The 25309-nt window shown below is 62.0% G+C and carries 35 protein-coding genes and 1 tRNA gene; 21 read left to right on the top strand and 15 right to left on the bottom strand.

Going from position 1 to position 25309, the window contains the following annotated elements; translation table 11 throughout:
* Nucleotides 1-279: 279 nt before the first annotated feature.
* From A0J57_RS05495 to A0J57_RS27360, 12 genes are all read left to right on the top strand, one after another.
* Nucleotides 280-1566: an integrase family protein gene (locus A0J57_RS05495; RefSeq protein WP_061937238.1), complete on the top strand. Its 1287-nt coding sequence runs from the start codon at nt 280-282 to the stop codon at nt 1564-1566.
* A 94-nt stretch (nt 1567-1660) separates the two neighbouring features.
* Nucleotides 1661-2407 carry a hypothetical protein gene (locus tag A0J57_RS25885; protein WP_153017831.1) on the top strand — a complete coding sequence of 249 codons (747 nt, stop codon included), beginning with the start codon at nt 1661-1663 and terminating at the stop codon, nt 2405-2407.
* 139 nt (nt 2408-2546) lie between these two features.
* Nucleotides 2547-2753, top strand: coding sequence for an AlpA family transcriptional regulator (locus A0J57_RS25880; RefSeq protein ID WP_076605727.1), 207 nt, complete (start codon nt 2547-2549; stop codon nt 2751-2753).
* 243 nt (nt 2754-2996) lie between these two features.
* The gene (locus tag A0J57_RS05480; protein ID WP_153017832.1) at nt 2997-3242 is read left to right on the top strand and encodes a hypothetical protein; all 246 of its coding nucleotides are present in this window, start codon (nt 2997-2999) and stop codon (nt 3240-3242) included.
* Nucleotides 3235-3426 carry a hypothetical protein gene (locus A0J57_RS05475; RefSeq protein WP_061937247.1) on the top strand — a complete coding sequence of 64 codons (192 nt, stop codon included), beginning with the start codon at nt 3235-3237 and terminating at the stop codon, nt 3424-3426. The genes A0J57_RS05480 and A0J57_RS05475 overlap by 8 nt, the downstream gene beginning before the upstream one ends.
* Complete coding sequence (locus tag A0J57_RS05470; protein ID WP_201030925.1) at nt 3423-3623, top strand: hypothetical protein; 201 nt, start codon at nt 3423-3425, stop codon at nt 3621-3623. The genes A0J57_RS05475 and A0J57_RS05470 overlap by 4 nt, the downstream gene beginning before the upstream one ends.
* On the top strand, nt 3616-4005 hold the full coding sequence (locus A0J57_RS05465; RefSeq protein WP_061937250.1) for a hypothetical protein: 390 nt from the start codon (nt 3616-3618) through the stop codon (nt 4003-4005). The genes A0J57_RS05470 and A0J57_RS05465 overlap by 8 nt, the downstream gene beginning before the upstream one ends.
* Entirely contained in the window at nt 3998-4267 is a 270-nt protein-coding gene (locus tag A0J57_RS05460; RefSeq protein ID WP_061937253.1) for a hypothetical protein, read from the top strand. The genes A0J57_RS05465 and A0J57_RS05460 overlap by 8 nt, the downstream gene beginning before the upstream one ends.
* A 98-nt stretch (nt 4268-4365) precedes the next feature.
* Nucleotides 4366-5172, top strand: coding sequence for a toprim domain-containing protein (locus A0J57_RS05455; RefSeq protein ID WP_235600797.1), 807 nt, complete (start codon nt 4366-4368; stop codon nt 5170-5172).
* Nucleotides 5165-6931: a DUF927 domain-containing protein gene (locus tag A0J57_RS05450; RefSeq protein ID WP_158298510.1), complete on the top strand. Its 1767-nt coding sequence runs from the start codon at nt 5165-5167 to the stop codon at nt 6929-6931. Before A0J57_RS05455 ends, A0J57_RS05450 begins: the two co-directional genes overlap by 8 nt.
* Nucleotides 6928-7539, top strand: coding sequence for a hypothetical protein (locus tag A0J57_RS25875; RefSeq protein WP_153017833.1), 612 nt, complete (start codon nt 6928-6930; stop codon nt 7537-7539). The genes A0J57_RS05450 and A0J57_RS25875 overlap by 4 nt, the downstream gene beginning before the upstream one ends.
* Nucleotides 7536-7829: a DNA-binding transcriptional regulator gene (locus tag A0J57_RS27360; RefSeq protein WP_062017046.1), complete on the top strand. Its 294-nt coding sequence runs from the start codon at nt 7536-7538 to the stop codon at nt 7827-7829. The genes A0J57_RS25875 and A0J57_RS27360 overlap by 4 nt, the downstream gene beginning before the upstream one ends.
* Nucleotides 7830-7980: 151 nt before the next feature.
* On the opposite strand, the gene A0J57_RS25870 is transcribed toward A0J57_RS27360, so the two are convergent.
* From A0J57_RS25870 to A0J57_RS05420, 5 genes are read right to left on the bottom strand one after another with little or no spacing between them, the layout of a single operon-like run.
* Nucleotides 7981-8298, bottom strand: a complete 318-nt coding sequence (locus A0J57_RS25870) for a hypothetical protein (protein WP_153017834.1) — start codon at nt 8296-8298, stop codon at nt 7981-7983.
* A gap of 2 nt (nt 8299-8300) precedes the next feature.
* Nucleotides 8301-8924: a hypothetical protein gene (locus tag A0J57_RS26520; RefSeq protein WP_061937265.1), complete on the bottom strand. Its 624-nt coding sequence runs from the start codon at nt 8922-8924 to the stop codon at nt 8301-8303.
* On the bottom strand, nt 8918-9361 hold the full coding sequence (locus A0J57_RS05430; RefSeq protein WP_061937268.1) for a hypothetical protein: 444 nt from the start codon (nt 9359-9361) through the stop codon (nt 8918-8920). Before A0J57_RS05430 ends, A0J57_RS26520 begins: the two co-directional genes overlap by 7 nt.
* A 3-nt stretch (nt 9362-9364) precedes the next feature.
* Entirely contained in the window at nt 9365-9754 is a 390-nt protein-coding gene (locus tag A0J57_RS05425; protein WP_061937272.1) for a hypothetical protein, read from the bottom strand.
* Between the two features lie 2 nt (nt 9755-9756).
* A complete protein-coding gene (locus A0J57_RS05420; RefSeq protein WP_061937276.1) occupies nt 9757-10401 on the bottom strand; it encodes a hypothetical protein in 645 nt (214 codons plus the stop codon).
* A 134-nt stretch (nt 10402-10535) separates the two neighbouring features.
* Between A0J57_RS05420 and A0J57_RS05415 the strand changes: the two genes are divergently transcribed.
* Nucleotides 10536-10901 (top strand): hypothetical protein, encoded by a 366-nt coding sequence (locus A0J57_RS05415; RefSeq protein WP_153017835.1) that lies wholly within the window; start codon nt 10536-10538, stop codon nt 10899-10901.
* A 170-nt stretch (nt 10902-11071) separates the two neighbouring features.
* On the opposite strand, the gene A0J57_RS05410 is transcribed toward A0J57_RS05415, so the two are convergent.
* Both A0J57_RS05410 and A0J57_RS05405 read right to left on the bottom strand, forming a co-directional pair.
* Nucleotides 11072-11422, bottom strand: a complete 351-nt coding sequence (locus A0J57_RS05410; protein WP_061937282.1) for a thermonuclease family protein — start codon at nt 11420-11422, stop codon at nt 11072-11074.
* Nucleotides 11423-11435: 13 nt separating this feature from the next.
* Nucleotides 11436-11705, bottom strand: a complete 270-nt coding sequence (locus A0J57_RS05405) for a hypothetical protein (protein ID WP_061937287.1) — start codon at nt 11703-11705, stop codon at nt 11436-11438.
* Between the two features lie 244 nt (nt 11706-11949).
* Here A0J57_RS05405 and A0J57_RS26315 point away from each other — a divergent pair, with 244 nt between their 5' ends.
* From A0J57_RS26315 to A0J57_RS05390, 4 genes are read left to right on the top strand one after another with little or no spacing between them, the layout of a single operon-like run.
* Nucleotides 11950-12099 carry a hypothetical protein gene (locus A0J57_RS26315; protein WP_158298509.1) on the top strand — a complete coding sequence of 50 codons (150 nt, stop codon included), beginning with the start codon at nt 11950-11952 and terminating at the stop codon, nt 12097-12099.
* Nucleotides 12096-12542, top strand: coding sequence for a hypothetical protein (locus A0J57_RS05400; protein WP_061937290.1), 447 nt, complete (start codon nt 12096-12098; stop codon nt 12540-12542). Before A0J57_RS26315 ends, A0J57_RS05400 begins: the two co-directional genes overlap by 4 nt.
* Nucleotides 12542-13588 (top strand): hypothetical protein, encoded by a 1047-nt coding sequence (locus A0J57_RS05395; RefSeq protein ID WP_061937293.1) that lies wholly within the window; start codon nt 12542-12544, stop codon nt 13586-13588. The genes A0J57_RS05400 and A0J57_RS05395 overlap by 1 nt, the downstream gene beginning before the upstream one ends.
* Nucleotides 13588-18069 carry a thermonuclease family protein gene (locus tag A0J57_RS05390; protein ID WP_158298508.1) on the top strand — a complete coding sequence of 1494 codons (4482 nt, stop codon included), beginning with the start codon at nt 13588-13590 and terminating at the stop codon, nt 18067-18069. Before A0J57_RS05395 ends, A0J57_RS05390 begins: the two co-directional genes overlap by 1 nt.
* 59 nt (nt 18070-18128) lie before the next feature.
* Here the strand turns inward: A0J57_RS05390 and A0J57_RS26825 are convergent, their stop codons facing one another.
* Nucleotides 18129-18479, bottom strand: coding sequence for a hypothetical protein (locus A0J57_RS26825; RefSeq protein ID WP_061937299.1), 351 nt, complete (start codon nt 18477-18479; stop codon nt 18129-18131).
* Between the two features lie 84 nt (nt 18480-18563).
* Between A0J57_RS26825 and A0J57_RS05380 the strand changes: the two genes are divergently transcribed.
* A complete protein-coding gene (locus A0J57_RS05380) occupies nt 18564-18989 on the top strand; it encodes a type II toxin-antitoxin system PemK/MazF family toxin (protein ID WP_061937302.1) in 426 nt (141 codons plus the stop codon).
* 322 nt (nt 18990-19311) lie between these two features.
* Here the strand turns inward: A0J57_RS05380 and A0J57_RS05375 are convergent, their stop codons facing one another.
* The gene (locus tag A0J57_RS05375) at nt 19312-19923 is read right to left on the bottom strand and encodes a hypothetical protein (RefSeq protein ID WP_153023163.1); all 612 of its coding nucleotides are present in this window, start codon (nt 19921-19923) and stop codon (nt 19312-19314) included.
* A gap of 433 nt (nt 19924-20356) precedes the next feature.
* Here A0J57_RS05375 and A0J57_RS05370 point away from each other — a divergent pair, with 433 nt between their 5' ends.
* The gene (locus A0J57_RS05370; RefSeq protein ID WP_061937306.1) at nt 20357-20656 is read left to right on the top strand and encodes a hypothetical protein; all 300 of its coding nucleotides are present in this window, start codon (nt 20357-20359) and stop codon (nt 20654-20656) included.
* On the opposite strand, the gene A0J57_RS05365 is transcribed toward A0J57_RS05370, so the two are convergent.
* Nucleotides 20653-20952, bottom strand: a complete 300-nt coding sequence (locus A0J57_RS05365; RefSeq protein WP_153017837.1) for a hypothetical protein — start codon at nt 20950-20952, stop codon at nt 20653-20655. The genes A0J57_RS05370 and A0J57_RS05365 overlap by 4 nt on opposite strands.
* 719 nt (nt 20953-21671) lie before the next feature.
* Between A0J57_RS05365 and A0J57_RS05360 the strand changes: the two genes are divergently transcribed.
* The gene (locus A0J57_RS05360) at nt 21672-21836 is read left to right on the top strand and encodes a hypothetical protein (protein WP_235600796.1); all 165 of its coding nucleotides are present in this window, start codon (nt 21672-21674) and stop codon (nt 21834-21836) included.
* 74 nt (nt 21837-21910) lie between these two features.
* On the opposite strand, the gene A0J57_RS05355 is transcribed toward A0J57_RS05360, so the two are convergent.
* The 5 genes from A0J57_RS05355 to A0J57_RS05335 all read right to left on the bottom strand — a co-directional run bounded on the left by A0J57_RS05355 (nt 21911) and on the right by A0J57_RS05335 (nt 24397).
* Nucleotides 21911-21987 (bottom strand) — tRNA-Arg (locus A0J57_RS05355).
* A 34-nt stretch (nt 21988-22021) separates the two neighbouring features.
* Entirely contained in the window at nt 22022-22504 is a 483-nt protein-coding gene (locus A0J57_RS05350) for a DUF1178 family protein (RefSeq protein ID WP_025547733.1), read from the bottom strand.
* A complete protein-coding gene (locus tag A0J57_RS05345; RefSeq protein WP_061937315.1) occupies nt 22501-23331 on the bottom strand; it encodes a carbon-nitrogen hydrolase family protein in 831 nt (276 codons plus the stop codon). Before A0J57_RS05345 ends, A0J57_RS05350 begins: the two co-directional genes overlap by 4 nt.
* Before the next feature lie 5 nt (nt 23332-23336).
* Nucleotides 23337-23594, bottom strand: a complete 258-nt coding sequence (gene grxC / locus A0J57_RS05340; RefSeq protein WP_061937318.1) for a glutaredoxin 3 — start codon at nt 23592-23594, stop codon at nt 23337-23339.
* Between the two features lie 44 nt (nt 23595-23638).
* Nucleotides 23639-24397, bottom strand: a complete 759-nt coding sequence (locus A0J57_RS05335) for a ComF family protein (RefSeq protein WP_061937321.1) — start codon at nt 24395-24397, stop codon at nt 23639-23641.
* 40 nt (nt 24398-24437) lie between these two features.
* On the opposite strand from A0J57_RS05335, the gene A0J57_RS05330 reads away from it, so the two are divergent.
* Complete coding sequence (locus A0J57_RS05330) at nt 24438-25286, top strand: class I SAM-dependent methyltransferase (protein ID WP_025547740.1); 849 nt, start codon at nt 24438-24440, stop codon at nt 25284-25286.
* Nucleotides 25287-25309: the final 23 nt, after the last annotated feature.

Raw genomic sequence — 25309 nt, 5'->3', positions numbered from 1 at the left:
TTGTACTGACGGAGGCCCAATGAGCACGGATGTGATTGCCGATGCAAAAACGCCACCTCCTGCAATTTGCAGAAAGTGGCGGTTTTCCTTGGTGCACCCGGCGGGATTCGAACCCACGGCCCTCAGATTAGGAATTTGAGGGTCATCAACGGCGGCCTGCGGGGTTAATAGCCGAATCGCCGCAGTATCCTGTCAACCTTGTTCCCGCTGTTTCCTTGTTGTTCACGCTTGTTCCTGCTATCGTGATTGCTAGGTGCTTACTAGAGCGGTCTAGCAATCATGGCGCAGAACAAGATTACGAAGCGGGTTGTCGACGCGGTGGAGAAAGCTGAGCGCGATCAGTTCATCTGGGATGATGAGTTGCGCGGCTTCGGGCTGAAGGTCACGCCTGCGGGCAAGAAGGTCTATATCGTGCAGTACCGCACAGGCGGGCGCGGCTCCCCTACTCGCCGCTATACCATTGGCGCGCACGATCCATGGACTCCGGCAAAGGCGAGGGAGGAAGCGGAACGCATATTGACGAAGGTGCGTCAGGGAATCGACCCGAACGAGGAGAAGGCCGAGCGCAACAGGCTTGCCATCGATCTCGCCTTCGATGCCTACGCAGATCGCTTCCTCAAAGATTATGTGCAGCATGAATGGGTCGCCTCATACGCCTTCGCGGAGGGCATCCTGCGGCTGCACGTCAAGCCGGTATTGAAGACGAAGCCCCTCCCCTCCATCAAGCGTGCCGATGTGACGAACGTCTTTGACCGGCTCCCTGCCGGTAAGATAGCGCTTCGGCGCAATGTGTTCGCTGTCATCCATCGCCTTTTCCGCTGGGCGGTGGGGCGCGGCGATCTGGAGCGCAGCCCGCTTGAGGGTATGGAGACGCCACCCACGGCCAAGGATCGCGACCGGGTTCTATCGGACGCAGAACTGCGCCTAGTGTGGGGCGCCGCCGCGCAGTTGGGCTATCCTTTCGGGCCCCTCTACCATTTGCTTATTCTCACCGGACAGCGACGGGAGGAGGCGGCGGGGCTGAACTGGAAGGAACTGCACCGGGCTACAGCACAGTGGAAGCTGCCGGGCGAGCGGGCAAAAAATGGTGAGCCGCACATGATCCACCTCCCCGCCCCTGCTATCGCTATTCTGGACCAGCTTGCGAAAGGCGACAAATGGCCCCGGCGCGGACTGGTGTTCACCACAACCGGCGAGACGGCGGTATCTGGTCATTCGCGTGGCAAATCTCGGCTGGATGCTCAGATGCTCAAAGATGCCAAGGAAGAGGCGAAGCGCGCAGGCGAGGATTCCAACAAGGTGGAGATCGAACCGTGGCGCGTCCACGATCTGCGGCGCACGGTCGCCACGGGCATGCAGCGCCTCGGCGTCCGCTTCGAAGTCGTGGAGGCGGCGCTGAACCATAAATCTGGCATCAGTCGCACAGGCGTTGCGAAGGTCTATCAGCGCCATAGCTGGGAGCCTGAGAAGTGTGCGGCATGGGACGCTTGGTCAGCCCATGTTGACGCCGTGATAACGGGAGTTGACCATACGAATGTTGTTCCGCTCGCGACTGCGCGAGCGTGACAGATGGCGCGGCTAGGTTTGGCCGCCGAAAAGCTGGCTCCGCACCAGCCCGCCGCGCCATTGTCACCAATGCGGATCGCCAGCGGAGGCGCGCTTGCCAGATCAGTTCTTGGCAATTCCCGATCAGATGATCGGGGCTACATTATTTCCACAGGAGGCCGTGGACTGGTTGGCATTCGGAGCGCCAGAACAGGGCGCACGATTCAGCCTGTCGCTCGATGATCAAATACTATCTGCCCACCAGGCTGCTGGCACCTTGTTGCTGGCAATGTGGGGAGATGACTTGCCGGCTTACGTGCATTCGCCATCATCGCGGACTTGGTATCAGGTGCCCGCGCTTTATTGGGGGCGGCAAGCCCCCGAAGAATTGCAGTCAGCTATGGAAAGGCCGGTGCTGCCTGACCGCCTACCTGGGCAGCCCCGTCCGATTGATCCGCGTTACGGAATAGATCTGCAAATCTATCCCCATCACCTTCCAGCAAGCGACTTGATTGGTCAGGCCGTCGCGTTTCGAAAGGCAGAAGTTGAGCGCTATTGTTCGATCACCGGGCCTGTTTTTCAGTGGAAGCTAAAAAATCATGGAAGCAAGGGCCAAGGCAATTCCGCGTCAGATGCCGAAGCCCGAAACAACCATACTATCGCTCCGCTGAGATTTAAAGTTGACGCCGAGATATGGTATCGCGAACGGGTCGCTGAGGCTCGCCGTCTGGGCATACGCTACTCGCGAGAAGAAGATCAGAAGGCCGGAAGATCGCAGGGTATTTCTCGCCCGCGCGTTCGTGAACTGCGGCGCATCCATGCGCTCGATTGGACGCAGAAAAAAGGGCGTCCGACACGATAGAGTAAGTTGGCGAGATAAGTTGGCGAAAAACACAAGCCGCCAATTTTGCCAATTTGGACTGCCAATTTTTCGGCTGCGAACCTTCATCCACGTCCACGGAAGGCCATGCATAGCGCATCGCCGGGCGTGTGGTGAACACATGAGCGAACTACTCGATACCATCAAAGCCGCCCCCCTTGTGGGGGTGGCAGCAGGCACCTTGGAGAATTGGCGCAGTCAGGGCGTCGGTCCCAAATTCATCAAGACCAATGCAGGCCGTCGCGGCAAGGTTCTTTACGATCCCGCCGATATAGAGGCGTGGAAGGATGCAAATCGCTTTAGTAGCACGAGCGAGGTTGCAGCTTGATGGCGGTGGCCACGGCGAGGCTGCCGGACAAGCCCAAAAAGAAAAGCCGCCCCGGCACAGGGCGGCTCCTCCAGAACTTCAATTACAGCAGCAACACCAATGATAATGTTCATGACTGGCGAGTGCAACGGCTAGTCGATCATCACCATATCTCTGAGCCTCTGGCGAATGTCATTGCTACCCTAATCTTCGGGGAGGCACGCGATGTCTAATCCCCCGTTGGTCACGCCCGAAGCGGCGGAAATGCTGTCGATCATGCTGCATGAGATTGTCCTTCCGGATGGTTGGGATGTGTCGGGCTTCTGGCTCGAATCTGCCCAGCAACTTGCGCAGTTCCTTGCCGATCATCGCGGCAAGATCGGGCTTGAGGATGCTGCCATGCTGGCCGGTATCGGTGGCATGCTCGTTGTTATGGCGAAGCGTGAACGGGAAGCATCGGCCGCCGCTGGCGCATTCCTTCGCGGTGAAGGAGGCGCTGGCCATGCCTGATCAGATCGTCATCAGCAAGGCCGCGATCGGTGGCCGCTTCATCGTCAGCTTTGAGCCGCGCACGGTCTCTTGGCCCAGCCTTGAGTTTCGCCACCACGGCGTGGCCAAGCGCTGCGCCGAAGCCCGCCACGCTGCTCATGGCTGGCCCGTCATCGACCAGACAGCGGAAGGGGGTGAGGCATGATGGCCCCCTTCATCGACCATAGCGCAGCCGCCTTGGCGCTGCTGAACAGCGGCGAGCGCCTGACGCGGAAGGCTGGTTCCTTCCTCGGTCAACTCGCCGTCGATCCCACGCCCATGACCACGGCGCAGGCTGAATGGCTTGCCAAGCTGCTGGACCGGGCGGGGCTTCCTCCTGTCGCGGGAGATGAAAATGTCTGATCTGTTCGACCGTGAACTCCATGCAAGCCGTGCAGGCGGCTATTCCTCTCCCGGCCATATCTATCCGAACAATGCTGGCTTCAAGGGATCGGCGGAGACGGGACGGGAAGCAGCCGAAGCGATCAATGAGAGGCTGGGCGGCCTTCAGCGTCGAGTGTTCGATGCGGTGAAGGGCCGTGGCACCAATGGGCTGACCCCGGAAGAGGCGGCGGATTTGCTTGCCGAAAGTCGCGTGTCCGTCCAGCCCCGCTTTTCGGAACTGAAGGCGAAAGGACTAATTGCCGATAGCGGCAAGCGCCGGGTGAATCCCTCCAGCCGCAAGAGGGCGGTGGTCTGGGTGATCCGGGAACTGGCTCCGAAGATGGAGGCGGCCCATGGGTGATGTCGTCGCCTTCTTCCGTCCCGATGCAGCGCAAGAGCCTGCGGCGGGCGGGACCATCCATATCTGGATGGGAAACCCTCAGCATTTCGAGATTGGGCACGAAAGCCGCTCCGGGGACAGTTGGGGATATTTCTCGACCTTCAACAGCGCGGAGGCGGCCATAGGTGCCGCCCACCGGCTGAACCGCGAGGAATTGGACGGGAAAGCAGAGGTTTATATCCCTGATGCGATCCTGGCCCATATGGCGGGAGGTGTGGAATGACGGGGGCATTTTCCCACGGCGAGCCGCGTCGTTATCGTTCCGCCCCAATGGAACAAGATACGGTCGCGGCCTTCCTATCGGCCATGGAAGCGGCAGGGATGCGTCCTGCCGAACCTATCGCGGATCGCCTTGGCTCTGACCTGATCCGCTTCGCATGCGACGGTGACGGCAAGGGCAAGCGCAATGGCTGGGCGATCCTGCATATGGATGCCACCCCAGCCGGGGCGTTCGGCAATTATCGGCTGCAAATATCGGAACGGTGGCGCGCTGGCACAGTCGAACGCCTGACGCCAAAGGAGCGCCGGGAGCGTGCCGCTCGTTACCGCGCAGAGAAGGCGAAGCGGGATGTCGCCAAGCTGGCCGAACAGGGCGAGGCGGCGGAACAGTGCCGGGTCAGGTGGGCCAATGCGAAAAGCGCCGATCCCAGCCACCCCTATCTCGTCCGCAAGCGGGTGTCGGGTGAAGGGCTGCGGCAGGATGGCAATCGGCTGCTGGTGCCGATGTTCGATGCTGGCGGGTCGCTTTGGAACCTCCAGGCCATTGCGCCCGATGGTTCGAAGCGCTTTGCGAAGGGCGGCAGGCAAGCGGGCCTGTTCTGCCTGATCGGCCAGCCTGACGCCGTGGTGATGGTCGGGGAAGGCTTCGCCACCTGTGCCGCAGCACGCCGGGCAACGGGGCATGCGGTGGCGGTCGGCTTCTCCGCAAAGAACCTGACGGCAACCGCGCTGGCGATGCAGGCCGCCTATCCTGACTGCGATCTGGTGATCCTCGCGGACGATGACGCGCACCTGATCGACCATCCGACAATCAAAGCAAATGTGGGGCTGGAAGCCGCCCGCGCCGCTGCTCAGGCAGTTGGTGGACGTGTGGCGCTTCCGGTTCGGGAGGACAGCAATAATGGCTAAGGTCGCAACTGCCATGGACATGGCGGACATGAAGGATGACGCGGCGCTGGCCGACGCCATCAACATCGGGTCGAAGCGGGAGCCGAAACTCCCCAGCGGCTATCATATCAAACCTGACGGCCTCTATTTCGACGGCGGCGAAGGTCCGGAGAAGATCGCGGGGCCGGTGCGCGTGATTGCCCAGACCCGCGATCGCAACAGTCAGGCATGGGGCCTGCTCCTGCGCTGGCGCGACGATGACGGGGTGGAGCATCAATGGTCGCTGCCCCGTTCGCTGATGGCCGGCGATGGTCGCGAGGTCCGTTCCGCCCTGCTGGACGGCGGGCTTTATGTCAGCCCCAGAACCAGCCACCGCAATGCGCTACAAACCTTCCTTGCGTCGATCCGGGTCGAAGACCGCGCCCGTGCCGTAACGCGGGTAGGATGGACCGATGGCGCTTTTGCTCTGCCGGATCGCACCATCGGGGAAGATGGGCACCTTGTGGTCTATCAGGGCACGGCGGCGCTCGATCACGAATATCGGGTGAGCGGGGATCTAGGTCAGTGGCAGCAAGCCGTTGCAGTCTATGGCGTCGGTAATAGCCGCATCGCCGTGGCGCTCGCATCCGCCTTCGTCGGGCCGCTGCTGGCCGCTATTGGAGAGGAAGGTGGCGGCGTCCATTTCCGGGGTCCGTCATCCATCGGCAAGTCCACCACGCTCCTTGCGGCGGCGTCGGTATGGGGCCCGCCCTCCTTTGTCCGCCAGTGGCGCGCAACCCAGAACGGGCTGGAAGGGCTGGCGGAGCAGGCCAATGAAACCCTGTTGATCTTGGACGAACTGGCCCAGCTAGACGCGAAGGAAGCGGGCAGCGTGGCCTATCTGCTGGCGAACGGGACCGGCAAGTCCCGCGCCTCGCAATCGGGTGAGGCGAAGGCCGCGAAGCGCTGGCGCGCATTCTTCCTGTCATCGGGTGAGATCAGCCTGAGCGATCATGCAAAGTCCGATGGCCGGGGCCGCCGATCCGCTGCTGGGCAGGAGGTCCGCATTCTCGACATCGAGGCGGACGCGGGCGAAGGGTTGGGCCTGTTTGAAACACTGCATGGGGCAGCGTCGGGCGAAGCCCTGTCCCGGATCATCAAGGCGGGTGCAGCCGAATCCTATGGGGTGGCGGGACCGGCCTTTGTCGAGCGCCTCATTGGTCGGCTTGATGTGGTCGCGCAGGGCGTGCGCCAAGGCATTGATGCATTCGTGGCCGACAATATGCCGAAGGGCGGCAACGGTCAGGTGTCGCGGGCCTGCCGCCGCTTCGGCCTGATTGCTGCTGCTGGCGAAACCGCCGCCCGCCTTGGCGTGCTGCCATGGGGTGAAGGCGTGTCGATCGATGCGGCGAAAAAGGTATTCACCGCTTGGCTCGCTGCTCGCGGTGGCGTCGGCGCGGCGGAGGATGAGGCGGCAACCGATCAGGTCCGCGCCTTTCTCATCTCGCATGGCATGTCCCGCTTCCAGCCGGTCCATGATGACACGTCCGCGCCGATCTATAACCGGGCAGGCTTCTGGCGTGCCGATGCGATGGAGCGGCGGGAATATCTGATCCCGGCCGCGACATGGAAAGGGGAAGTCTGCCAAGGCATGGACCCCGGATCGGTGGCCCGCGTGCTGGCTGCTCGCGGCTTCCTCGGCGTCGATGGCGCGGGCAAGTATTCGGTCCCGGTCACTGTCCCCGGCATCGGCAAATCGCGCTTCTACATCGTCCTCCCTGCCATCTTCGGAGAAGAATGATGAAGGTCGAATGGCTCGACTCCCTACCAGATATGCGTGTTCCGGGTGTTCCCGGTGTTCCGCCGCAGAAAACCGTGGGTTTCGCTGGAACACCTTCTTTTTCGCGAGGTGTTCCAGGTGTTCCGGAACACCAGTCGGAACACCTTGGAACACGGAATGGAACACCAATCGAAGAACGCAAAGCATTGAAAAACAAAGAGGAACACAAAGAACACCAAGAACACCCAAAAATGAAGCATGGTCCTGTGTTCCTGCTGGAAGAATGGGAGCGCGGCGTTGCCTCCCTCGATCCTGACAGGCCGTTGGGCGGCTATGATCCTGACCACTGGCGGCGGATCGTCCGCGACTGCGACAACCTGATTGCGGACTTCGGCAGGGGCGCGGCGGCGATGGGCTGGTCGACCATCGATCTATTCGGCTTCGATCCAGCGGGCGGCATTGTCGCTGGCCTGATTCGGCGTCTCGATGGCGGGCGGATCGTTGCCATGGATGACAATTGCGCAACCTACCGCTGGCCCTTCTCGGATCGGACAAGCCGGTTTGCGAAGGGCTATCTTGAGAACTGTCTGGCGCAGCAGTTCGTGCCGGTGTGGGAGTTGGGTGGATGATTTTCGATCCGGCCTTTGGCAAAAGGGGGTTCGCCCGTCACCTCTTCATGCTGCGCTTCCGCGACCTGAAATTGAGCCAGCGGGCTTTCGCTGCGCGGTATGGCTTGGGCTACTCTACCATCCGGGACCTTGAGCAAGGCACGACAAAGCCGACGCCAGCAATTCGATTGATAGTTGCGGCCATTGCACGTGACCCACATGGAATGGAACAGGCCGCGAAGCTGGCGCGCGTGCCTTGTGATTGCCGCCCTGACCGAAGTCGTTGCTGTGCCCGAGACCAAGAGGTCTAATACAGAGGGTCGGTAATAAGTGGACGCGGTAAAAGGGGATGCCGCTCACCGGCAATTATTGCAGGCCTTAAACGCCGCGTGAGAAGTTGTGGATATGCCTCCGCCCCGATCCTTCCGAACCGGGGCGGAGGTGTTGCCATGATGGCAATCGCTAGAGGTCGTTGATCGCCTCGACGCTCGATCCCCAATAGGTGCGACCGTCGATCACGACCGCGCCGCATCCGTCATCCCCCGCAAGGCAATAATCCACGTCTCCATCTTCAAGATCGGGATCGCTGTCCATGTCGTCCATGCGATCGATCATCCGTTGAACCAGCCGCCCAAGCTCTGGGCGGGACAGGCTCGGAATGACCGTCAAGAGGGCCGCCAGCGTCGGGACGGGTTGAGGCTGGCGCTTGTCCCTGCGTCGGCGGGTGGTGGGGTTCCTGCGCGGCTGGTAGGCTCTGGCGCGTGGTGCTTTGCTCGCCATGGTCAGGGCCTCCATTCCAGCTTGGCGAGATAGGCGACGACCTTCTCCCGCGTCTCATGCCGGATTCCCGCCCCTGTCTTGATCCTGTCGATAAGATCGGGCGCATTGGCGACGTTCCGTCCAAACCGGCTCGGCAGCATGTCACGCTCCGCTATGGCCTTTTCGATGCGGGGAATGAGATCGAGCGCACAGACGGCCTTGCCCTTCGGTCGTGGCTTATGCTGGCGCGCTTTGTCCTCCTTCTTCATGTAGGCCCTGACGCGAGCGACGACGCGGGAGGATGGATCGCGACCCCTGCGAAGATCGCGCAAAAGGTGGCTATCCCCCACGGCTTCACGCCCGAACTTGCTTGCGGGCATTCCCGCTTTCTTCAACCAGCGCTCAATTTCCATCAGGATCGGCGCGGAATAGTTTCGCTGCGGTCTAGCGCTGCGCGGCTTGGGCTTCCGTGGTGTGACGGACGGCTGTTCGGGCTGCGCAGGCGCGACGGGAACCAGCTTCGGGGCATCCGTTTTCCGGTCGCGCTTCTCCCTTAGGCGCTGGTCGATCCATGCAATGTCGGGGTCCGGCGCAACGGGGCTGCGATCATGGGCCAGGGCGGAATAGTTCTGCCGATAGATCAGCATGGCCCCTCCTCCCCGCGCAGCTTGTCGATGGCGCGATAGAGGTCGTATTGTTCGCCCACGGTCATGCGGGCTGTCTGGATCAGGGCTAGAGCTTCAAGATAGGCCTGCCGCCCGGCCATGGCACCTCCCGCCAACTGCTCCGCAATCTTACCCCTCTGCTCATCCGTGAGAAGGGCCAGCAGCGCATGGACAAGAAGCATGGCGGGGGTCTGGTTGATGCCCATGAGGATCGCAGCTTTCCGCTCCGCTTCCATCCGCTGGGCACGGGCTGGACCATGCTCATAGGAGCCGGGCCATGGGTGGGCTTCCCGCAAGGCCTTGCGCGCCGCTCTGGTGCCTTTGTTGTGGAACTGCTTCACCTGTCGCCGCGCTGCGGTGGGCAGGCGCACGACATTGGTGGGGGCCGAAGCCCCCTGAATAGTGTTCTTGATGTGCATGGCTCAGGCCCTCCCGCCAAACTGCTTGGCTTCCGCCTCAAGCAGATCATCCCAGCAATCGAGGTCCCGGCCGTTGCCGTATGCGATCAGATACTTGAGCGCGAAGGCCGAAGCATCCGGCGAGGGGCATTCCATCAGCGCCTTTTCGGCTGCTAGGCGCTCGTCTCCTAAACGCTCCAGATGATCCCACATGTCGGCGGTGATCGGCTTTGCCGCCCTTCTCCAAGCCTCTTGATCGTTGGTGTCGATGCCAGCGAAGAGCGGTTCGATAGCGCTCTGGTCATAGGCATCTTCTGCTGCTTGGGCTGCACGGTAGGCCGCTGCGAGGGCGGCCCACTGGTCGTTGCTGGTAGGTGAGCAGCACGCAGCAGGCGCGGCTTTTGCGTTTTTCATGATCAGGCCTCCCCTGCTATGCGGCGAAGGTCTGCAAGAAGATCGACAGGTTCAATTTGCCCCTGCGTCTCTTCGATAATCTCAACCTTTGCGATCAGGTCGGCAATCGTCGCGACAGGGAACTCCTCAATCTCGGTCAGCAAGTCGTCCCGGATGTCGCCCAGCCGGTCATCTTCTTCGGCCAGCGCTGACACATTATAGCGCCGCGACAACTGCTTGCTTTGGGCCTCTCGCCTTCCTTCGGCTTCAACAAGCTCGGCCGCAGCCAATTCGTAATCGCGAAAGTGGCCCGGTTTTGCGGTTTCTACGATCTTTTTCGCCATCGCCACCATTCCTCGGTCTGCGGTGGTCAAATGGTCAAAAGTGGCCCAGCCCTTGAAGCTGGCTTTGGTAGTGAAATGCGGGATGGCGTCTGCTTCAGCCCTCCACGCCTCCCACGCTGGACCGTATACATCGGTGGAGAATTTGTCGCATCTGGCGGAAGCTTCCCGATATGCTTTGATCGCGGCGGCCATGCCTTCGCTGATGCCGGTGGGGTTGCAGACCAGCCCGGTAGCGGCGCTGGCGGCAACAGGTGTCGCAATTATGGACGGTATGACGGCGAGCGCGCGCATGACATTGCGGCGCGAAGTTGCTACTTCGTGCATAGCTTCAATCCCTCTCGAACAGGGGTTGCGGTTAGGCCGGGGCGGTCGTTGGTAGCTTCCGCTCTGGCCGTTCGTTACGTAACGAAGTTAACGGCACCCGTCAATAGGCGTTACGTAACGCGCTTGCCTTTTTGATGGTGAACCGTTACGTAACTGTCATGGCACTATCCAATGCAGAACGACAGGCGCGGCTCCGCGAGCGCAAACAGCAGAAGTTGAGCGAGTGCGTGACGCCCGCCGACGTCGATAGGGCGGTGCAAATCCTCTATGAAGGTTTCCGGCAGGAGCAGGGCGATTTAAGCCTCCCCCCATGGAATGAATGGGTCGCCGGTCTAGACAAAAAGTCGGCTCAGAAAGCTGGGCGCGAATGGTTTGAGTTGGTGCCTGACAGGGACGACCCGGAGGATTACCCCGATTGCATACCGCTGGAGGATCGGCAGTTTCTTGCGAAGGTCGGCACTGTGATCCGGGCGGCGCGCTGGCCCGCCAGCCATCGGTAATTAAGGGATCAGGCCCCCGATCCAGCGACCAGCCGAAACAATGCCGGTGGCAATGGCCGCAAGAGACAGGCAGGCCAATAGAGCAAACTCGACCCGCAGCGGCCAAGGATTGCCCCTGTTCCGGTTCACCAGATCGTCATGTCGGTCTTTCCAGCGGTAGCGATAGCGGCTCACTGGCAGTCCGCCGCCAGCAGCCCGCCATTGTCCCAGCGCTCGACATAGACCGCCTGCCCCCGCCTGATCTGCTCGCACGCGACGTTCCGGCCGCCGACATAGACCTGGGCGAGCGTGCGGCCATATCGATCCTGTCCGACACGCTGGACGCTGATCCGCCCGCCCATCATGGCCTCAAGACTGCGCTTGCTGGCATTGCCGTCGCCGGGGATGCATACCCGGCCCTGTCGGCATCCATGAATTTCTGGTGCGTCGATGCCCAGCAGGCGGATGCGCTCCCCGTCACAGCGGAGCGTGTCACCATCGACTGCGAAGCATGAGGCGAGGATCAGGGCCAAGGTGATCATAGGCGGGGGCCGCTCAGTTCTGGTTCTGGATCGTGAACCCCGGAGGCGGCGGAGGGATATTGGTTCCCGGCCATTCTTCCGACTTGATCTGATCGCGATCTACAATGACTCGACAAGCCAACTCTCGGCACCCGACCATGCTTCCACTCAGGCGGTCTAGGCGGATGCTGGCGCCCTGTCCGATAGTGGTAAGCGAATAGCGGGGCATCAATGCCCAACTAATTACCCCTACGCCCAACACGACTATCAGCGCGGCGATAATGATCGAGCGAGCTACGGTCATGACGATCCTCCTTGCCCTTAATAAGTCTCACGGCGTTCCGGCGCTGACAAGCCCGGCCTCGGCGCTGTCCCGATATGGCTCGCGTCCGAATCGGTGGCGGTCAGTCATGACGCGGCCTGAAATGGCGCAAGTCTGCGGCATAAAGGGGCGTTCTCAGGCGGTAGCGACTCGGCAGAAAAGCCCCGATTTTCTTTGCTCCTGTATAACATGAATGGTATTCTGATACCTGTCAAAGGAGCCAGTCATGCGGGACCAGATACACACATCGCTAACAGCCTTTCGGATCAATCCCGCGCTGCTCGCCGCCGCATCTGCAAAGGCGAAAAAGGAAGGCGTCACGCTGTCCGAACTGCTGCGCCACGCCGTGCGCAAGGAAGTGAGGGACGCGTCATGATGGACGCCTCCTCCATTGCAAAGCATGCGCTTCGACCGGAAGTTGCGGCGGTCATGACCGCCGCCGCAAAAGGCGATATTTCGGCTCAGCGGCAGATGAGGAATGATAGCATCGATGCCCTAGTGGATAGCGCGGCTATGCCGAACGTCCGGACACTGTTGGTGTTTGAAGCCCTATTTTTCGCAAGGCTCTGCGCCTGCCATGGCAACGCTGACGATGCGCGTCGTCTTGCCGGGATGCTTATCCACGCGGCCGGAATTATACGATCATCGTCTCTTGCAGCGATTGGGGACAGCCTCATGACCGAGAGCCTTTGTATTCTGGAGGAGCTTTCCGCTGCCGGTGATGAAACGGCTGCAAGCGCGGCAATCACTATAGCGGCGTCGGAGCCAATCCATGTTGTTCAAACTGCAAACAAGCTATGCCGTGAGGAGGTCGCCTGATGTTGCTCGACAATACCCCTTTGCCCCAATCGCCTTTCGATGTCCGTCCGCAGGCCTATGGCACGCCCGGCATCGGTGATGGCCTCCCACAGAACCAGCCCTTCGTTTGGGCGGAGGGCGGTCGTCGTCTGACGCCGGAGCAGCTTTTAGCTGAGCAGGAGGACGCGCGGGCTCGAATGGCGGCGGGTGCTGACTATTCGCCTGTCCAGCACTGGACGCAAGGACTTGCCCGCCTCGCTGACGGGTTTATTGGGGGGCTTGAGGAGCGTCAGGCGCGGAAGGCGGCGGAAGCAAATACCGCCGAGAGCGGTCGGGTCATGCAAGCGCTTCTCGATCCCCTGGCATCGGGTACAGGTACGGGCGATGCTCAAAGCGCCATCATCGCTGCCCTAACTAATCCCTATGTCAGCGATGAAGTTCGCGCGGTGGCGGGCAAGATGTGGGATCGCGACTATGAGCAGAACAAGCCGCAATATTTCATGTCGGGCAACAACCGGGTCGGTTTTGATCCGCGAACCGGAGAATCGACGGTCATCTATGAGGGGCAGAGCGATGCGGAGGATTATGCCGCATCGCTTGGCTTCCAGCCCGGCACGCCTGAGTTCAGCGCCGCGATGCAAGACTTTGTTCTGCGTGGCAACGGGCCTACGGCCTTCGGGTTCGACACTGATCTTGAAGGTGTCCGACAGGATAACCGGAAGGAGATCGAAGGGGTACGTCAGCGCAATCGGCTGGCCCTGCGCCAAACCCCCACATATGCCAACCTTCATCCTCAGCCTGCCGGTGGTTCGGGTGGCGGAAACCGTGGCGGCCCGCCGCGCTCAACCGGACAGGTCTATGCGCCGATCTTCGCGAAGGTGGCGCGTGGTGAACCCCTGACGCCGGGCGAACAGCAGATTTTCAACCTCTATGGCCGTGGCAGTCGCGGGACGGGCGGCAAGTCCGCTGGCTCCGCGTCCGGTGGCGGCAATCCTGTTGCGACCGACGGTAAGGGCAATAAGGTCCAATATGATCCCGCGTCCAAGACATGGAAGCCGGTTCGCTGATGGCTGGCGCACCTCCGCCCCCTCCCGGCTTCCGGATCATCGACCAGCCAGAACCGGCTGCGCCCAGCTTTGGCGCGGGGGTGCCTCCTCCCCCTCCGGGGTTCAATCTGGTGCCCACAGGCGAAGCCCATGACGGCGACACGTTCCGACTGAACACAGGGCAGAATGGACGACTTTTTGGCGTCGATGCCTTCGAATTGAAACAGCAAGGGATGCAGCACGGCAATCTCGTGCCATTGGGAAAGGAAGCGAGGGATGCGCTCATTCCCTATTTGCTGGCTAATCCCACAGTCACCGCCACAGGAGCGCAGACCTATGGCCGTCCTGTGGTGTCGGTAGACGCGGCCGGCGATGACGTTGCGCAGGCATTGCTTAATCAGGGCATGGCGCTCGCTACGCCGCAATATTTGAAGGGCAGTCCGCTCCTTACGGACTATATGGAGGCCGAACGCGGCGCACGCCTTAACCGGCGCGGGGCCTTCGCTGGCCAGTTCCAGAATCCTGCCGATTATCGGAAGGGGAAGCCTGATCCTTGGGCGCAGCCGGAATGGCAGGACGCGCCGACGCCCGGAAGCCGCGCCGTGTTCTTCGATGATCCCACGCCATTTCAAGGCCTGCGCCCGGAGATCGCGGAGGGCTATCAGAAGATTTGGACGGACCCCAAATCCACGCCTGATGATCTGCTGGCCTATGCCAAGGCGAACGGCTTCATCATCGACCCTGAGACGACGCGCAAATCCTATGCGGAGCGTGCGAAGCGTGGTGCTGATCCGACCATCCGCTATGCAGCGGAGCCTCCCCGCCTGCTGACCAATCAGGGCGATGGCGCGATAGGCGCTGGCGTCCGTGGCCTGTCGGACCCCATCAACATGCTTGATGAGATGGGCGGCGTAGTGGACTCGCTCGGCCTGACGCCGGGGCGCGAAAATGTCTGGGACAGTGATCGGCGCTTTGCCGACATTCTGGCGAACAACATCGATCAGAACCGCAGCGTCCTTGCTTATGACGACGCGAACCATCCCTATGCACGCTTCGGCGGCCAGCTTGCCAGCGGCCTGATGCTGCCGGGGGCATCGGTGGAAGGCGTCGGCCTTGCTGCTGCCCGGCAAGCGCTGCGTGCAGGTGGATCGCGGTTCGTGGCGAAGGAGGCCGCGCAGGCGGCGGCGCGTCTGAGGCTGGCGCAGGCTGGTGCTATAGAGGGCGGATTTGCCGGGTTCGGCGCCGGAGAGGGCGGGGTGGTCGACCGTCTGCCTTCTGCTGGCGTCGGCGCTCTGACAGGTGGTGCTCTTGGCTATGGGACGGGGGCGCTTGCGCAGGAGCTTGGCCCGGTCGCCCAGCGTGTCATTGCACAGCTTCGGGGTCAGGACGCGGCGGATGCTATACCGTCCCCAAATCCGGGATCAGACATTCCGTCGCCACCGCCCGGCTTTCGGATCAGCATGGAGAATGTGGGGGTGATGCCCTCGCCGTCCATCTCTTCCCCCCGCCTTGTTGACCGCATCGACGTCAATGCGGGGCCGCGTCCGTTGCTCGATCCCGCAACCGAGATGCAGCGCCGCGCCATGGCGGAGCGGGTGAACCCTGCTGATCTGTTGCCGCTGCCTTCGAATGTCGTTGCCAGTCAGGAAGAGGCCGCATCGATCGGTGCCGGACTGTATCCGACCATCAAGGCTCCCAACGAGGCGTCGGCGCTGGAAAGCCGCATGTTGCCGCGTGGCGACGATCCGGCGCGAACGATGCCGAAGCGTGGCCCAGCCGATCTTGTCACCTTCCTGCGCAGTCAGGGCGGCGTGATCGATCAGGGCGGCGAACTGCGCGCCTTGGGGGTCACGGACAACGCCGGGCGCGATCTGGACTTTGCACGCGGGGAACAGCGCTTCGGCAGGCTGGTGGACAATGAGAACGGCATGCCGCTCGATCAGGCGGCGGACCTTGCATGGCGTTCGGGCTATTTCCCCGACCATGCAGAGCGCCCGACCATCGGGGAATTTTTGGATGCGGTCGACAACACGAACCGGGGCGTCAATCGGTCTTTCCGTCCTGATGATCTGGCGGAGGTCGACGCCTTCAACGCTGCTCGCGATCAGCGGTTTGCGGTCGAACGGGCGAGGGATCGGGGGACACCTCTTGCGGAGGATCGCGGCCAGCCCGTCAGCATGGACGATCTGGAAGCGAACCAGCCGCCGCTGTCGGCCTATGAGGAATGGGGCGATCAGGCTCCAGACTTCGCGGGCAATATCCGTCTGTCGAAGCTGGACAGCCCGCAATCGATCCAGCGTGCATTGAGCCAGGTCGACCGCATGACGGGTGGATTCGACGCAGCCCGGCGGGGTCGCATCACCCAGGCAGAGACGCAGAGCCTTGCCGATGAGTTAGGCATGACGCTCGATCAGCTATTGTCCCGGCGCAAGGGGCAGGCGTTCAATGCAGAGGAAGCGCTGGCCGCCCGTCAAATCCTTGCCAAGTCGGGCAATGAACTGGTGAACATGGCGCGGCGTATCCAGCGCATGGACGATCCGGGCGAAGAGGCGCTGTCCGCCTTCCGGCAAGCTCTGGTCCGTCACGTCGCCATTCAGGAGCAGATTGCCGGGGCGACGGCGGAAGCTGGGCGGACCCTCGCGCAGTTCCGCATGGTGGCCGATGGCCGCAATGTTCGTGGCGGCGTCCTGAATGCTTTGGCGCAGGGGGGCGGTGGGTCTGGTCGGCTGAAGGAAGCTGCGGACCTGATCCTTGAGAATGCCGACACACCGCAGCGCCTAAACCGGGCCGCGCAGAACGCGACGAATCCGAAGTTCATCGACAAGGTGAATGAGCTTTGGATCAACTCGCTGCTGTCGGGCCCTGCGACCCATGTCGTCAACGCGGTATCCAACACAATGACGGCGCTTGCCCAGATCCCAGAACATGGCGTGGCTGCTGGCATCGGAGGTATGCGAAAGCTGGCAAGCCGTGGCGTTGCCGATGATCGCGTACTGTTCACGGAAGTCGGGGCGCGTTCGGTCGGACTGCTTCAGGGCATCAGGGAAGGGCTGCGCCAAGCGTGGCGAACGCTCCGCACGGGGGAGGAATCCGACTTTGCCAACAAGATCGAAGCGCGGACGCAGGAGGCAATTCCTGGTATAGCTGGCAAAATCATCAGAACGCCTACGCGGATGCTCTCATCGGCGGATGAGCTATACAAGGGCATCGCTCGCCGCATGGAGTTGAACGGCCTGGCTGTCCGTCAGGCTGCTGCGGAAGGACTGCGCGGCGAAGATGGCAAGCGCCGGGCGGCTGAACTGGTGGCGAACCCCACAGACGAGATGCTCGACAAGGCTTTCGACTATGGCCGGTATGTCACTTTTCAGCGCCCGCTTGGCGAAGGCATGCAGGGTATATCGCGGGGCATCAATGCTTTGCCCGGCCTGAAGTTCATCGTCCCCTTCGTCCGGACACCTACCAACCTTCTGAAATTCGCGGTCGAGAGGTCTCCTGCTGCGCCGCTTTTGAAGGAGTGGCGGGCTGACATGCTGGCGGGCGGTGTACGCCGTGATCTTGCCTTGGCGAAGGTTATGGTCGGTTCCGGCGTCGGGGCGCTTGCTGCTGAATTGGCTGCGCAGGGCCTTATCACCGGCAATGGACCTGCGGACGAGAAGGCTGCTCAACTGCTTCGGGCCGATGGGTGGCAACCTTATAGTATCAAGGTGGGGGACCGCTATTACAGCTATTCCCGCCTTGATCCGTTCGCGACAACCCTTGGCGTTGCGGCTGGGATGGTCGAGCTTCAGGACTATATGACGGAAAAGCAGCAGGATGAGGTTGCCAATCTGCTTACTGCGTCCGTCATTCAGAACCTTTCCAGCAAGACCTGGCTGTCTGGCATGAGTGGCTTGATCGAGGCCATCAATGATCCGGCGCGCTACGCCGATAACTGGCTTGAACGTCTGGCTGGCTCCATGGCGGTTCCTGCCGGCGTTGCTCAGGTAGCCCGCACGGTGGACCCGACCATAAGGGAGGCGGAGGGCATCCTCGATGCGGTGCGGGCTCGTGGGCCTTGGGCATCTCAGGCCCTCCCTGCTCGCCGTGACATCTGGGGAAAGCCGATCATATTGGAAGGCGGCTTGGGTCCCGATCTAATATCACCGTCACGAGTATCGACGCAGAAGCACGATCCCGTCACGGCGGGATTGCTCGCGGACAATATCCATATCAGCAAGCCCAACCGGACAGTTGGTGGTGAACGCTTGTCGGCGGAAAAGTGGGATCGTTTTCAGCAATTGCGGGGAGAAGAATTGCACAGGCGAGTAGCGGAATTGCTGGCCTCCTCCGAATGGAAGGCCTTGGACAAGGACGGCAAGCAGGACATGGTGACCAAAGCGTCCCGCGCCAGCACAGAGGTTGCAAAGGCATTGTTGAACGGCGTCGGCGCGGGATCTATTCCGCCGCCACCTCCGGGCTTCTCGATCCCGCCTCCACCGCCTGGGTTCACGCTGGCGCAATGAGCTTGCGCGGCCTCACAGAATGGGAGCAACAAATGGCAGGAACCATCCCTATTGATCTTCTATCCCGTTTGAACCCGTTCCCGCAGCCATTCGACGGCGGGGCTTTGGATTCTGCGGAATTGTCCGCGCATGGTGGTTTCCAACACTACAACCCCGTCATCGTCGTCAATGGCGCCAACGCGGAACAGCGCGTCGATGACCTGATTTGCGCTAAGCGGCGTTTCAATGATCCAGTGTGAGAATAGAGGTTTGCACCAATCGGAGGCAGTGCGGAGAGCTTCGCCTATCCGTTGGTAGGCGTCTTGGCTTTCATTGCCGCGAAGGTCATAGCTAACCACGTACCAAGGCATAGTTTTCTCCTCGAATCGCTCCGCCATTACGGCAAAGGAATAATCGGGAGTCGAGTCCATGCGGCGAGTCCTGCCACCCCATCCCTGACGGTGCTTTGTGGGGTGGGGCTTGCGGCGAATCGTTGAGACGCGGTAACGAGCCTGATGCCGATAAAAGAACACCCGAAGCCGGGCACCATCTTGATGTGCGATTTTAGTAACGGCTTCAAAATTCCAGAGATGGCCAAGCACAGGCCGGTTGTGGTCTTAACTCCGAAGATTATGAACCGCCACAAACTATGCACGATAGTGGCCTTGTCTCAGACAGCCCCCGACCCCATTATGCCTTATCATAGGCAGATCGATATCACCCCCGCGCTTCCGCATCCCTGGTCTAGTACGGGGGTATGGGTAAAGGGTGACATGGTGAATGCTGTCGGCTTTCACAGGCTGGATTTTATCCGAACTGGCAAAAATCCGGACGGCACGAGGCGCTATCATTACGATCCGCTGGATGCAGATAACTTCAAGATCGTCCGCCAATGTGTGTTGCGGGCGCTGGGGCTATCGACATTGACGAAGCACCTCTGAAAACCTATATGAGGATGGCTAGCGGCTCTCCATCGCGATCCGCGTCTAAGACCTCTCCCTTTTAGGGGAAGGCCATCGGACAACCGGGTGATAACAAGCCTTTGTCCGATGTAGATACCGCCAGCAGCGCCCCGGCCTAACCCGCCGGGGTTTTCTTTTGCCATCCCCCATTCTCGGTATGCGAATCAACCCATCTTCGTGATCTACTGGGCTGCGGGCTTTGCCCGTGTGCGACCCTACTGCCCCCGCCTCTCGCCTGAGGGGTGGGGCTTTTTTGTGGCGATAGGCGGCTCAAGCTTTTCCAAGCTGAGCCGCCAGAAACTCAATGCCAGGTAGCCCCCATCTCCTCCAGCCAATCGCTGGATGATTCATCTACCAGCATATCGATGCGCCGCAGATCGCCGTCGGCATCGATCGTTTCATCGAGAGATCGGGAGAGATAGGCGTTTGCAAACTCCTGAAGCGCCCGATTGCCGAACGACCGCGCCCGTTTCTCTATGTCGCTGATCGGTACGCTGCCGCTGACAACCGCCAGCATCAGATCGGCGGCGGCATCGGCCGCGATGTCGCGCGGGAGGGACGTGCCGATGGCCTTCACGATCCTGTCTTGCAGATCGTGAATTTGCCGCGCCCTGTCTTGCCTCCGCCTGAATGCATTGCTCTGGTTTGCGGGAAGGCTATTGGACCGGCGCCAATCCAGTACAGCCGCCGCTGAAACGCGCTGCTCCTTGGCGATATGCGGGTCCCGCCATTCCAGATCATACAAAAACTTGCGGCACTGAGCGACAGGACGCGGAGCCTTCTGGGCCACAGTATTCACTGGAAGACCATTACGCTTCCTCCAATGCGCTACCGCATTCGGGCTGACCTGCTGGATGCGGGCAATCTGCCCATCTTTGAGGCCCTGCTTGTAGAGCTTCTGACGCTTAGACATTTGGTTTTGCATTGCATTTCTCCCGCCGACTGAATGCCGGTGGAAGATCGCATGATCCTTCCTAGCGCTGCGTGCGCAGGCTTTTTGACTGATTGTGGCGGGGCGACGCTGAAGCGGCCGGTTCGTCGCGCAAGTGTGCGGAACCGCCGCCAGCCTGATCGGCGAGTGCCGGACCGGCCCCTTTAAATCCGATCGACTCAGTGCTGGCCATGCCATGCGAGGCTGATCGAGGTTAGGGATCCGCTATGGGTGGAGGTGTAGCATTGCTGTTTCAGGGATGAGGCGGCGGGAGCCTGCGTGTCACGATGAAGGCTCCCGCTTACCCTTGTTGACGCAGCGGCGGGCCGTCCCCTACCCGCGCCACCTCGCCTTGGCACGCAGATGCGAGCGGGCGTTTATTGACTGGCTAAGCTTCCGGCGCAATCATACCCCCATGACACCGCTCGAACGCGCCGCCCGTGCCATTTGCCACGATTTTGGGGTCGACCCAGATTACACGATGACGGACGAAGACGATGTTCACGTTGGTTTTGGCTTCAAGCCACCGCATCCTGCATGGACGAGGTACGTCAGTCTGGCGCGAGCGGCGTTTCTAGCGGTACGTGATCCGAGCGAAGCCATGATATATGCGCATAGCGAGGGCGGCCTCGGGTTCAACGACAAGGTCATTGAAGACTGGCAAGCGATGATCGACGCCATGCTGGAGGAGCAACCTGCCATATCCAGGCGCTAACTCGGGCGTGTTCTGTTCAACGCGGGGGCGTCCATGGACATGACCGTTATCTCGAAAAGGTAGAGGCCGTTCTCATCCATGGCCGTGAGTTGCAAAACACCCGCCTGCCAGAGAGACACAGCGCTATCCCGCACCATGTCGCCCATGAAGCGGGCCGCCTCCAGCCGCGCAGCGTCAAGGTCTGGGAGATCCAGCCAAGCCTCATCGTTCTCAATGCCATCGTCGATCTGGAAGCGGAATCTCGGCATCATCACTGAAAACGAGACGACGCCTTGTGTTTCGCAAAGGCTGACCAAATTCCACTTATGTTAGCGTAGATATACCTGCTCCATAAACATCAGCTAATCGGCATCTATGCTGATCCCATTGGCAAGCAATCAAGAGGCTGTTTGCTGAGACGATATTGACGCGCTAACCAGAGCGCATTCCGGAACTCGACCATTCATCATGCGTATTGGCGATGCCTCGCCCCGGCTTTCAGCCACGCAAACCTATGGGGCGGAGCAACCGTTGGGCGGCCCCATGCTACGCCACGCACCACGGAGCCGCCCTCCGCCCCCTTTGGACAGAAGCGGCGGCATATCAAGGGTTAAGCTCTGAGCCAAGCCCTGAGACCGGTTCCGGCTCCACCTTCACCGCCGCCTGCTCTGCTGCCCATTCCCGAAGTTTGATCAGGTTCCACGCCTGCCGCTCGGCTATCCGGAGCTTGGCAAGAAGTCCGTCACAACTGGTTCCTCCATAAGCTCGGCAGGTGGCGTCGCTGGTGATGGACAAGGGGGCTGTTTCGGAACTGCGGCCGATCGGTCGCGGTGCGGTGCCGCGCCGCCGAGATGTCCTAGGCCGTGACGTAACAAGCCGCTCGCCCGATTTGGCGAGCAAAGCCAAGCTGCGCCATGAAAAACTTCCAAGGTTTCAATTGCGGCCCGGTTCGCGCCATGGCGGCGCAAACCTATCTTCCCAAGCTCGCTTCCCATATCCTGCCCGGATGATGACCCGCGATCAGGAGCTATGGGGCATGGCGTCGATGGTCCTGCGCCAGCATGGCGACCGGGCGCCGGTCGTGGTGGCGGAGAGGATCGGCCAGCTTGCCAGCGAGGGGAAAGCGGAAGGCGTAGCACTGTGGAGGGAAGTTGCGCGACGGCTAGATCAGATGGTGCGGTCGCCGGAGAGGCGAAATTGAGTCCCGTGCTTTCTATGTGATTGCTGATGCAAAAATGCCACCTCCTGCAATTTGCAGAAAGTGGCTGTTTTCCTTGGTGCACCCGGCGGGATTCGAACCCACGGCCCTCAGATTAGGAATCTGATGCTCTATCCTGCTGAGCTACGGGTGCCCGGTGACGGCTCTATTGCGAGAGAGCGGCGCGGTCAATTCTTCGCGTCGGGGGGAATGACCGGAAAAGGCAGCGGCGCAACCTCCACGCCCTCCGCGATCAAGGCCCTGGCCTCGCTCAGGGCCACTTCGCCATGGATGCTGGTGCGATCCTGCTCGCCATAATGCATGGCGCGCGCCTGTTCCGCGAAATCGCGCCCGACCCAGGTCGAATCCTCCAGCGCCTTCTGCTGCGCCTTCGCCAGCGCAAGCACCAGTTCGCGCATTTTCGCTTCCTCGCCCGCACCCATGGTGATCGAAGCATCGCCCGAAGAAGCGATCTGCGGCATGGTTTCCGGCCGGCTGTTCCCCTTGGCAGCGACGGCGGGAGCCATCACCGCCTTGCCGACATGCCCGTCGCCGCAAAGCGGGCAGGCGAGCAGCCCACGCGCCTTCTGATCCTCATAATCGGCGCTGGAACCGAACCACGCCTCGAACACATGGCCTTGGGATTCGCATTTGAGGTCGAAAACGATCACGATAGCGTCACATCCATGGGCAGGGATCGCCGGTTGGCGAGCGCGGGCACCCGCCCGCGCACCTCCTCTATGCGCGACAGGTCGATCTCCGCAAGAGCAAGGCCCGCCTGCTCGCCCATGTCGAGCACCATGTCCCCCCATGGGTCGACGATCAGGCTATGCCCATAGGTGTCGCGGCCATCCGCATGATGGCCCGTCTGCGCGGCGGCGATGACGAAGCAGCCCGCCTCTATGGCGCGCGCCCGCAGCAATATGTGCCAGTGCGCCTTCCCTGTCGGCACGGTGAAGGCAGCCGGCATCAGCAGCACCGTCGCGCCTGCGTTGGTGAGCGCCCGGTAGAGATCGGGAAAGCGCATGTCGTAACAGACCGACAATCCCATGCGGGCCCAGGGGGTGTCGACCGCCACGACCCGCTCGCCCGGCCCATAGACCGACGATTCGCGCCAGCTTTCGCCCGTCGCCAGATCGACGTCGAACAGATGGATCTTGTCGTAGCGGGCCCGAATCGCGCCGCCATCGTCGATCATGAAGCTGCGATTGGCCCAGCGCCCGTCGCTCCGCTCATCCTTCAGCGGGGTCGAGCCCAGATGCACCCACAGCCCCTGCTTCGCCGCCGCATTGCGCACCGCGGCGAGGACAGGGTCGTCCGCCTCCGAATGCAGGGTCGCCGCCGCCCTTTGCCGATCTCGGTCCAGATAGCCCGCCATTTCGGGTGTGAAGAGAATATCCGCCCCCTCCCCCTTGGCACGTGCAGCCATGTCCGCGATGGCGGTGGCATTGGCGGCGGGATCGATCCCGCTGGTCATCTGGAAGATGGCGGCGCGCATCCGGCCTATGCCCCCAGCAGGGCGTCGAGCTTGCCCTGCCGCTCAAGCATCGCCATGTCGTCGCTGCCGCCGATATGCCGGCCGTCGATGAAAATCTGGGGCACGGTCGTCCCGCCATTGGCGCGGTCCAGCATTTCCTGCTGCCTGGGCCCGCCCATGGTGATGTCATATTCCTCGAACGTCACGCCCTTTCCGTTCAGCAGCGCCTTCGCCCGGGCGCAATAGCCGCACCAGGCCTTGGTATAGATTTCGACCTTCGCCATGTCTTACTCCTTGATCGTCGAAATTGTGGTTCGGCGGCTGTTTGTCAATCGGCGCCGTCCGGCAGCACCCGCGCCCAGCACAGCAGATGAACGCTTGCCGCGCCGCCGCGTTTCAGCGCCCGGGCGCAGGCGGCCGCCGTTGCGCCGCTGGTCTGCACGTCGTCGATCAGCAGAACGGCGCGTCCCTTGAGCATATGACCCGGGGCCAGGGCGAAGGCGCCGCGCACCGCCTTCGCCCGCGTCTTGGGACTCATGCCGCGCAGGGGCCGGGTCCGGCGGGTGCGGAGCAGCGCATGATTGTCGACCGGCAAGCCGGTGAGCCGCGCCAGATGGCGGGCGATCAGCGCCGACTGGTTGAAGCCCCGCCACCACAAGCGCCAGCGGTGCAGCGGCACCGGCACGATGACGGCATCGCGCACCGCCGGAACCTGCCGCGCCATCTGCCTCGCAATCAGCCGCGCAAAACCGATGCGCCGCCCATATTTCAGCCGCAGCGCCACGGTGCGGGCGACATCGCCATAGGCCAGCACCGCCCGCGCGCTGTCATAGGGCGGCGGATCGGCCAGACAGGCTCCGCATTCCGCGCCATCCCCGCGGTCATAGTCGAAGGGAAGCCCGCAGCGGGCGCAGCAGGGCGCGCCCAGGAACCGCATCCCGCTCCAGCAGGCAAGGCAGAAGGCATCATCCGCAGCCACGATCTCGCCGCAGCCGGGGCAGCGTGGCGGCAGGGCATAATCGACCAGCGGGCCGAGCGCGGTTTTGAGGAGCGGGACGCTCTTGTGAAGCAGGGCAAGGGACATCATCTCCCTTGTTCCCGCTCCTTCGCCCATGCACAAGGCCCCGATGACCAATCCCGACATCTTCGACCGAGCCCTGCGCGCCAAAAGGCGCGACCGGATGATGGCGCGCTTTGCCGAGCATGACTTCCTCTATCGCATGATGCTGGACGAACTGCTGGACCGGCTGGGCGACGTGCAGCGCGAGCTGAAGGAAGTGCTGGTGATCGGCTGCCCCGATGGCAGCGCGAGGGCCGCGCTGGAGGCGATGGGCAAGAGCGTCGTCTGCGCCGACCCCGGCTTTGCGGCGGCGAAGGCGCAGGGCGGCGTGCAGGCCGATGAAGACGCCCTGCCCTTTGCCGATGAAAGTTTCGACCTGGTGATCGCCTGCGGCACGCTGGACAGCGTCAACGACCTGCCCGGCGCGCTGATCCTGATGCGGCGGATATTGCGCCCCGACGGGCTGATGCTGGCTGCTTTCGCGGGCGCAGGCTCGCTGCCGCTACTCCGCGCCGCGCTGATGACGGGCGAAGGGGACCGGGCGGGGCAGCATATCCATCCGCAGGTCGACGTTCGCTCGGCGGGTGATCTGCTGGCGCGGGCAGGCTTTACCATGCCGGTCGCGGACGGCGAAGTGCTGACGGTGCGCTACGGCGATATATTGCGGCTGATGCGCGACTTGCGGGGCATGGGGGCCGGCAATGTGCTGGCTTCGCGGCCGCCCGCGTTGCGGCGGGACGTTCTGATCGGGGCCACGGAGCATTTCGCGGCGGCGGCCGACATCGATGGGCGGACGGCGGAGCAGATGGCCGTCATCTATCTTAGCGGATGGAAGGCCGATCCCAGCCAGGCGCAGCCCGCGCGACGGGGCAGCGCGACCGTTTCCCTGGCGGAGGCGCTGAAGCCGAAGCATTGACGGCGGTGAAAATGCAGCAAGGG

Origin of the sequence: Sphingobium sp. 22B, assembly GCF_001580035.1 — a bacterium.
Classification (GTDB): Bacteria; Pseudomonadota; Alphaproteobacteria; order Sphingomonadales; family Sphingomonadaceae; genus Sphingobium; species Sphingobium fuliginis.
The sequence above is the reverse complement of the archived record's forward strand: the minus strand, read 5'-3'. Positions and strand labels throughout refer to the sequence as shown.

Excerpts from the sequence above, each read along its gene's own strand:
- A0J57_RS05375 (WP_153023163.1), bottom strand. The coding sequence starts at position 19,923 with ATGTCTAAGCGTCAGAAGCTCTACAAGCAGGGCCTCAAAGATGGGCAG.
- A0J57_RS05460 (WP_061937253.1), top strand. The coding sequence starts at position 3,998 with ATGGGTGATGTCGTCGCCTTCTTCCGTCCCGATGCAGCGCAAGAGCCT.
- A0J57_RS25880 (WP_076605727.1), top strand. The coding sequence starts at position 2,547 with ATGAGCGAACTACTCGATACCATCAAAGCCGCCCCCCTTGTGGGGGTG.
- A0J57_RS05410 (WP_061937282.1), bottom strand. The coding sequence starts at position 11,422 with ATGATCACCTTGGCCCTGATCCTCGCCTCATGCTTCGCAGTCGATGGT.
- A0J57_RS25875 (WP_153017833.1), top strand. The coding sequence starts at position 6,928 with ATGATGAAGGTCGAATGGCTCGACTCCCTACCAGATATGCGTGTTCCG.
- A0J57_RS05400 (WP_061937290.1), top strand. The coding sequence starts at position 12,096 with ATGATGGACGCCTCCTCCATTGCAAAGCATGCGCTTCGACCGGAAGTT.
- A0J57_RS05470 (WP_201030925.1), top strand. The coding sequence starts at position 3,423 with ATGATGGCCCCCTTCATCGACCATAGCGCAGCCGCCTTGGCGCTGCTG.
- A0J57_RS05465 (WP_061937250.1), top strand. The coding sequence starts at position 3,616 with ATGTCTGATCTGTTCGACCGTGAACTCCATGCAAGCCGTGCAGGCGGC.
- A0J57_RS27360 (WP_062017046.1), top strand. The coding sequence starts at position 7,536 with ATGATTTTCGATCCGGCCTTTGGCAAAAGGGGGTTCGCCCGTCACCTC.
- A0J57_RS26315 (WP_158298509.1), top strand. The coding sequence starts at position 11,950 with ATGCGGGACCAGATACACACATCGCTAACAGCCTTTCGGATCAATCCC.
- A0J57_RS05380 (WP_061937302.1), top strand. The coding sequence starts at position 18,564 with ATGCCGATAAAAGAACACCCGAAGCCGGGCACCATCTTGATGTGCGAT.
- A0J57_RS05420 (WP_061937276.1), bottom strand. The coding sequence starts at position 10,401 with ATGCACGAAGTAGCAACTTCGCGCCGCAATGTCATGCGCGCGCTCGCC.
- A0J57_RS05450 (WP_158298510.1), top strand. The coding sequence starts at position 5,165 with ATGGCTAAGGTCGCAACTGCCATGGACATGGCGGACATGAAGGATGAC.
- A0J57_RS05480 (WP_153017832.1), top strand. The coding sequence starts at position 2,997 with ATGCTGTCGATCATGCTGCATGAGATTGTCCTTCCGGATGGTTGGGAT.
- A0J57_RS25870 (WP_153017834.1), bottom strand. The coding sequence starts at position 8,298 with ATGGCGAGCAAAGCACCACGCGCCAGAGCCTACCAGCCGCGCAGGAAC.
- A0J57_RS05330 (WP_025547740.1), top strand. The coding sequence starts at position 24,438 with ATGACCAATCCCGACATCTTCGACCGAGCCCTGCGCGCCAAAAGGCGC.
- A0J57_RS05395 (WP_061937293.1), top strand. The coding sequence starts at position 12,542 with ATGTTGCTCGACAATACCCCTTTGCCCCAATCGCCTTTCGATGTCCGT.
- A0J57_RS26825 (WP_061937299.1), bottom strand. The coding sequence starts at position 18,479 with ATGGACTCGACTCCCGATTATTCCTTTGCCGTAATGGCGGAGCGATTC.
- A0J57_RS05390 (WP_158298508.1), top strand. The coding sequence starts at position 13,588 with ATGGCTGGCGCACCTCCGCCCCCTCCCGGCTTCCGGATCATCGACCAG.
- A0J57_RS05345 (WP_061937315.1), bottom strand. The coding sequence starts at position 23,331 with ATGCGCGCCGCCATCTTCCAGATGACCAGCGGGATCGATCCCGCCGCC.
- A0J57_RS26520 (WP_061937265.1), bottom strand. The coding sequence starts at position 8,924 with ATGCTGATCTATCGGCAGAACTATTCCGCCCTGGCCCATGATCGCAGC.
- grxC (WP_061937318.1), bottom strand. The coding sequence starts at position 23,594 with ATGGCGAAGGTCGAAATCTATACCAAGGCCTGGTGCGGCTATTGCGCC.
- A0J57_RS05405 (WP_061937287.1), bottom strand. The coding sequence starts at position 11,705 with ATGACCGTAGCTCGCTCGATCATTATCGCCGCGCTGATAGTCGTGTTG.
- A0J57_RS05335 (WP_061937321.1), bottom strand. The coding sequence starts at position 24,397 with ATGATGTCCCTTGCCCTGCTTCACAAGAGCGTCCCGCTCCTCAAAACC.
- A0J57_RS05415 (WP_153017835.1), top strand. The coding sequence starts at position 10,536 with ATGGTGAACCGTTACGTAACTGTCATGGCACTATCCAATGCAGAACGA.
- A0J57_RS05425 (WP_061937272.1), bottom strand. The coding sequence starts at position 9,754 with ATGAAAAACGCAAAAGCCGCGCCTGCTGCGTGCTGCTCACCTACCAGC.
- A0J57_RS05495 (WP_061937238.1), top strand. The coding sequence starts at position 280 with ATGGCGCAGAACAAGATTACGAAGCGGGTTGTCGACGCGGTGGAGAAA.
- A0J57_RS05370 (WP_061937306.1), top strand. The coding sequence starts at position 20,357 with ATGACACCGCTCGAACGCGCCGCCCGTGCCATTTGCCACGATTTTGGG.
- A0J57_RS05475 (WP_061937247.1), top strand. The coding sequence starts at position 3,235 with ATGCCTGATCAGATCGTCATCAGCAAGGCCGCGATCGGTGGCCGCTTC.
- A0J57_RS05430 (WP_061937268.1), bottom strand. The coding sequence starts at position 9,361 with ATGCACATCAAGAACACTATTCAGGGGGCTTCGGCCCCCACCAATGTC.
- A0J57_RS05360 (WP_235600796.1), top strand. The coding sequence starts at position 21,672 with ATGGCGTCGATGGTCCTGCGCCAGCATGGCGACCGGGCGCCGGTCGTG.
- A0J57_RS05455 (WP_235600797.1), top strand. The coding sequence starts at position 4,366 with ATGCGTCCTGCCGAACCTATCGCGGATCGCCTTGGCTCTGACCTGATC.